The organism is Longimicrobiaceae bacterium (assembly GCA_035936415.1).
Lineage (GTDB): Bacteria > Gemmatimonadota > Gemmatimonadetes > Longimicrobiales > Longimicrobiaceae > JAFAYN01.
Genome location: DASYWD010000519.1, coordinates 1 through 5,741 on the forward strand (window position 1 = coordinate 1; position 5,741 = coordinate 5,741).

Below are 5,741 nucleotides of genomic sequence, written 5' to 3' on the forward strand. Positions count from 1 at the left end.
GCGCCGCTCACGGGCGCCCCCGCCGGCGCAGCAGGCCGCCCAGGCGCCCCGCGCCCTCGACCACGCCGCGGAGCGGCGCCAGGGCCAGGGCGAGGCGGCGCACCGTGCGGTCGTCCTCCGGCGTCCGCCGCGCGCCGGAGAGCTGCCAGAAAGTCGCCCAGACGTAGAAGTGGAAGCCCACCAGCACCCCCACGCGAAGGAGGCCGGGAACGCCGTCGCGCCAGGCCCGCCCCTGCACGAGCTGCCGGTAGGTGCGGCGCGCGAGGTCCAGGATCATGGCGCGCGCGGTGAAGGTCTCCCCGCGATCCAGCATCGCCTGGGCCTGCACCGGGGCGTAGCGGACGGCGCGGTCGAGCACCTCGGGGACGCTCCGGCTGCGGTCGTGCACCAGCACCAGCTCGTCGCGGGGCGGGATGCGCGCCAGGCGCTCCTCGGGGACGGCGGGGAGTGCGTTGGGGACCTCCGGCCAGCGCACCCGCTCCCGCCGGTACATGCGGAGCTGCGGCTCCCAGCGCTCCCGCGGGTTGCTGGGAGGGTAGCCGAAGTCGTGGTTCATGCGGGGAAGGACGACGGCGTCGATATCCGGGCGCCCCGCCAGCCTCCGCAGCTCCGCGGCGAGCCCGGGGGTGACCCGCTCGTCCGGGTCCACCACCAGGATCCACTCGCCGGTCGCGTGGCCGGCCACCTCGTTGCGCACCCACTCCACGATGGGGACGGGCTCGCGGCGCACCACCCGCGCGCCGTGGCGCTCCGCGAGCTCCGCGGAGCCGTCGGCGCTGCAGAGGTCCATCACCACCACCTCGTCCGCCCAGGCGACCGACTCCAGGCAGGGGCCCAGGCGGTCCGCCTCGTTCCGGCAGACGATGCAGGCGGAGACGCGGGGGGTGGGCGCGGCGCTCACGTCGTCCCTCCCTCTGCGGCCTTCGCCCTCCCGGCCACGGACTTCAGCGCGAGGAATCCCACCACCCCGGCCAGGGGCGCGAGCACGGTGGGGGAGCGGCTGAAGCGTACGGCCTCACGGACCTGCGCCCAGGCGGCGTCCGGCTCCCCGGCGTTCGCGAAGCGGAACGCCCGCCGGACGCAGGCGAAGGCGTTGTTCCGCACCGCCCGGCGCGAGATCTCGTCCGCGCGGTCGGCGGGGAGGTGCTCCCGGTTGATCCGGATGGCCCGGCGCAGGTGCTCGCCGTTCTCCCCGGTGCGGACGTCCGTCCCGCTCACCGACATCCTGTGGACACGGTAGACGGCGAGCGGCTCGGGCTCGTACCAGACGGGGTAGTGGGCCGCGATCCGCACCCACATCTCCCAGTCCTCGCAGTACCGCAGCCGGTCGTCGAACCCGCCCAGCCGCTCGTACACCTCGCGCCGCACCACCATCCCCGGGGTCTGCAGCCGCTGGCCCGTTCCGATGCGCTCCAGCCACCCCTCCAGGACGCCGCTGCGCGGCTCCTCCAGCGCGGCCACGTGGATCCACCGGTCTTCCTCGTCCATGACCAGGTAGCGGCAGAAGGCGGCGCCGACCGCCGGCTCGGCCTCGAACGCGCTCGCCATGCGCTCGTAGAATCCCGGCCGCACGGAGTCGTCGCCGTGCAGGAGGTGGACGAGGCGGCCGCGCGAGCGCCGCAGGCAGGCGTTGAAGTTGGCGACCTGCCCGACGTTCGCGGGATGCCGGAAGAAGCCGACCCGGCCGCCCCCGACCTCCCGGGCCACCGCCGCGGGGTCGTCCAGGGAGGAGCAGTCGTCCACCACCTCGATCTGCATCCGCTCCGGCCCCGGATCCTGCGCGAGGACGCTCTCCAGCGTCCGGGCCAGGTACCGCGCGCAGTTGAACGTGGGGATCATCACGGACCAGAGGGGCCGCGGTGCTCCCTCGGCGAGGGGCGCCACCTCGGCGCGATGAGGATGAATGGACGTCCCGGTCATGGAGCCCTCAGGGAGCGCAGCCAGGCGCCGGCGACGCGGGAGGCGAGCACCGCCGCGCGGGCGGCCGTGCGCGGCGATGCCCGGCAGAGGAGCGCCTCCCGGAGCTGCGCTGCCGCCGCCGCAGGCTGGCCCGCCGCCAGGAGGTTGTTCGCGAGGCCGATCCCCCAGTCCGCGCAGCGCGACAGGATCCTCTTCCGCACCGCGGGTGCCTCTCCGGCGGGAAGGTACGCCTCGTAGATCCCGACCGCCCTGCGCAGGTCCTTCAGGTTCTCGCCGGTACGCAGGGAGCGGCCGGTCAGCGATCCCGGGGCCAGCGTGTGCCGGCGGTAGAGGGCCAGCGGCTCGGGCTCGTACCAGACGGGGTAGTGCGCCGCGATGCGCACCCACATCTCCCAGTCCTCCCCGCAGTACGCCAGGCGGCGGTCGAACCCGCCCAGCTGCTCGTATACGTCGCGGCGCACCACGGCGGCCGGCGTCTGGAACGGCTGCCCTGCCGCAACGTGCAGGAGCCCGTCCGGCATGATCCCGGCCGCGGGCTGCTCGGGGTCCGGCAGCCTCTTCCGCCGGCCCTCGCCGTCGATGAAGACGTGCCTGCAGAACGCGGCGCCGATCACCGGTTGCTCCTCGAACGCCCGCTGCATCGTCGCGTAGAATCCGGGCAGGACGGCATCGTCGCCGTGGAGCAGGTGCACCAGCCGGCCTCGGGCGCGGAGCAGACACGTCTGGAAGTTCCTGACGTGTCCCACGTTGCGCGGCTGGCGATGGAAGCGGATCCGATCCGGTCCCAGCTCGCGGACGGCCTCCGCGGGATCGTCCGCGGTCGAGCAGTCGTCGACGACCTCGATCTGCATCACCTCCGGACCGGGGTCCTGCGCGAGGACGCTCTCCAGTGTGTCGCGCAGGTACACGCCGCAGTTGAACGTCGGCACCATCACGGACCAGAGGGGCCGCGCGACGTCCGCGGCTACCGGGGGCACGTGGCCGCGGTGCCCGCCGGACGGATCCGTGGCGCTGCTGCGGGCGGAGGTGGGCGGGGCGCCGTTCATCACGCCGGCCGGTCGGGGCGGAGCTCGCGCGCGCTGCGGACCGCCCGGTCGATCCTCGCCCGCAGCCGGTGGATGGGCGCGAGCGCCCTCCACACCGGGACGAGGACGGGGTGCCGGTAGGGGAGGAGCTCCCTGCGCACCTTGCGGAGCAACCCCCGGTCGCCGATGCCTGCGTCCTGGAGGAAGACCTCCAGCCACTCGAGGAAGGCCTGCCGCGAGTCGCTCAGCGCCGAGGTGCGCCGCCACCTCCCCCGGGTCAGCTCCTGGTGGCACCAGGAGTCCTCGTGCTGCCGGTACCGGTCCAGGCACTCCCCGTCCACCAGCACGGCCGTCCGCAGGCACAGCTTCAGAAAGAACACCTGGTCCTCGTACATCCCCCCGAAGCCCTCCTCGAAGCCGCCCGCCTGCTCGACCGCGTCCTTCCGCATGACCACGCCGCAGGTGCAGGGCGTGCGCGCGGCCTCCCGCAGGAAGCGGTGGACCAGCTCCGGCGCCTCGAACACCGTCCCCGGCGCGAGTCCGCGGGTGCGCAGGCGGTCCCGTGCCGCGTCCTCCGGGCGCCCCGTCCAGCTGTACCAGTACTCCGTGGCGCCGTACACCATTCCCACCCCGGGACTGGCGTCCAGCAGCGCAACCTGGTGCTCCAGCTTCCGCGGGAGGTAGACGTCGTCGGCGTCCAGCAGCGCCACGTACTCGCCCCGGGCCAGCCGGATCCCCAGGTTGCGCGAGGCGCTCATGCCGCGGTTCGCGTGGCCGGGATGCTCCGCGTACCTCACCCGCTCCGGGAAGCGCGCCGCCCACTCCCGGGCCATCGCCGTGGAGCCGTCGGTGGAGCCGTCGTCCACCAGGACCAGCTCCCAGTCGCGGTACGTCTGCGCGAGCAGGCTCTCCACCGCCTCGTCGAGGAACCGCTCAGCGTTCAGGAAGATCGTGACCACCGAGACGCGCGGGGGCGGAAGGGCGGCTGCGCTCATCGTGCCGCGTCCGCGAGCGGGGTCCAGCGGGAGAGCAGCCGGGCGAAGGCGTCGCCGTCGCAGTCCGGGACGTGGACGCGTGGCAGCCGGAAGGGGTCGGCGGACCGCCGGAGCGGCGCGGCCGAGGTGGTGCACGCGCTGGCGAACCCCGCTTCGCGCACCAGGCGCGCCGTCTCCGGCGTGTACTGGCTCCGCCCCCCGAAGGGGTAGCTGAACGACACGACGGGCTCGTCGATGCAGGCCTCCAGCTCCGCGCGGCTCCCCCGGATCTCCCGCTCCTGGGCGGCGGGGGAGAGGGCGGCCAGCTCCGTGTGCGTGACCGTGTGCGCGCCGACCTCCACCAGGCCCCCCGCGGCCAGGCGGGGCAGCTCGTCCGCGGAGAGGGCCCGGGCCGCCGGATCGGCTATGGGCGAGATCCCCTGCGAGCCGGCGAGCTCCTCCAGGATCGCCTCCCGCTCGGCGCTCCCGATGCGCCGCAGCCGGCGTCCCAGCAGGAGGAAGGCCGCCTCCCGCGGCGTGCGGGGCGGGTCGGACGCGACCCATCGCTCCGGCGCCTCTTCCACGGCCGGGGAGCCCCCCTCCAGCGGGAGCGACAGGCGCTCGCCCTCCAGCTCCAGCTCGACGCTGGCGGGGAGCCGGCCGCGGTGCAGGAGGAGGCCGGCGAGGCGGTCCCACCAGAACCCCTCCCGGCTCCCCACCATCCCGGCCACCACGAACACCGTCGCCGGGACGTCGTGCCGCTCCAGGAGCGGCCGCGCCGCGTGCAGGTTGTCGGCGTACCCGTCGTCGAAGGTCACCACCGCGCCGCGGCGCGGCGCGCCGCCTTCCGCCAGCGCGCCCACCAGCCCGCGCAGTGGGAGCGGCCGCAGGCGCCGCCGGATCACCTCCAGGTGCTCCCCGAAGTGCCGGGGGCTCACGGCGAGCTGCCAGGGATCGGAGTCCGGCTCCGCGACGCGGTGGTACATGAGGATCACCGGCCCGGCGCTCCATCGCACGCGCAGCGCCGCCGCCGCTGCGCGGACGCGGGCCAGCACCGCCGGGGCGGCACTCACCCTTCCGCCGGGGCGGGCGCCTTGCGGGCGCGCACGGTGACCAGGAGCGGGTACTGCGGATCGCGGTGGGCCAGCTCCGACGGCATCAGCTCCTCCGCCGCGAGGCCGTACAGGAAGGCGCTCGCGGCGAGCACGTTCCCGTGGGCCTCCACCTCGACCTCCCCCCCGGGGAATGCATCCTGGAAGAGCCGCCGCGCCGAAGCGGGGGTGAAGGCCCAGTACCAGGTGTCGCCCCATTCTCCCCTGTCGACCTGGCTGATCCCGGGCACCGTAGCCAGCAGGACGCCTCCGGGCGCGAGGGCGCGGTGCAGCGTGCGCGCGGCGGCCCGCACGTCGTAGATCAGGTGCAGCGTCTGCGTCAGCACCACGCAGTCGAATGCGTCCGAGGGGATCCGCTCCCCGCGGCTCAGGTCGTCCACGATGGTGGCCCTGGGGTTCTCCGCCTGGACGTGGAGGACGTCGGTGGACTCCACCCGCTCCCCGCCGAAGCGCCGCGTGTAGGCGTCGTCACCCACCTCCAGCACCCTACCGCGCACGTCGGAGGCGTGCGCCGCGAGGAACGCCTCGATGTAGTGGCGGTCCACCGGCCGGCCGCGGTCGTAGCCGAACGCCCGGCTGACGGGGGTCACCCGGCGCAGGTTCCCGAAGCGCGCCCCGCCCAGCGGACGGAGCCGGCGCCGGAGAGCCAGGCGGAGAGCCGGGCTCCTCCCGTCCAGGAGCGCCCGTCCGGCGCGCCCCGCCCGCTGGCG

The 5,741-nt window shown here is 74.9% G+C and carries 6 protein-coding genes; all 6 read right to left on the reverse strand.

The features are described from left to right. Positions 1-7: 7 nt before the first annotated feature. On the reverse strand, positions 8-901 hold the full coding sequence (locus VGR37_20910; GenBank protein HEV2149872.1) for a glycosyltransferase family 2 protein: 894 nt from the start codon (positions 899-901) through the stop codon (positions 8-10). Further along, positions 898-1,920, reverse strand: a complete 1,023-nt coding sequence (locus tag VGR37_20915) for a glycosyltransferase (protein ID HEV2149873.1) — start codon at positions 1,918-1,920, stop codon at positions 898-900. The genes VGR37_20910 and VGR37_20915 overlap by 4 nt, the downstream gene beginning before the upstream one ends. After that, entirely contained in the window at positions 1,917-2,966 is a 1,050-nt protein-coding gene (locus tag VGR37_20920) for a glycosyltransferase (protein ID HEV2149874.1), read from the reverse strand. The genes VGR37_20915 and VGR37_20920 overlap by 4 nt, the downstream gene beginning before the upstream one ends. Beyond that, positions 2,966-3,940, reverse strand: a complete 975-nt coding sequence (locus VGR37_20925) for a glycosyltransferase family 2 protein (protein ID HEV2149875.1) — start codon at positions 3,938-3,940, stop codon at positions 2,966-2,968. Before VGR37_20925 ends, VGR37_20920 begins: the two co-directional genes overlap by 1 nt. After that, on the reverse strand, positions 3,937-4,992 hold the full coding sequence (locus VGR37_20930; GenBank protein HEV2149876.1) for a polysaccharide deacetylase family protein: 1,056 nt from the start codon (positions 4,990-4,992) through the stop codon (positions 3,937-3,939). The genes VGR37_20925 and VGR37_20930 overlap by 4 nt, the downstream gene beginning before the upstream one ends. Beyond that, positions 4,989-5,741: methyltransferase domain-containing protein (locus VGR37_20935; GenBank protein ID HEV2149877.1), on the reverse strand; the 753-nt coding region annotated here is incomplete at its 5' end. The genes VGR37_20935 and VGR37_20930, both read right to left, overlap by 4 nt.

Coding starts and splice junctions, on each gene's coding strand:
- VGR37_20920 (HEV2149874.1), bottom strand. CDS start 2,966: ATGAACGGCGCCCCGCCCACCTCCGCCCGCAGCAGCGCCACGGATCCG.
- VGR37_20915 (HEV2149873.1), bottom strand. CDS start 1,920: ATGACCGGGACGTCCATTCATCCTCATCGCGCCGAGGTGGCGCCCCTC.
- VGR37_20925 (HEV2149875.1), bottom strand. CDS start 3,940: ATGAGCGCAGCCGCCCTTCCGCCCCCGCGCGTCTCGGTGGTCACGATC.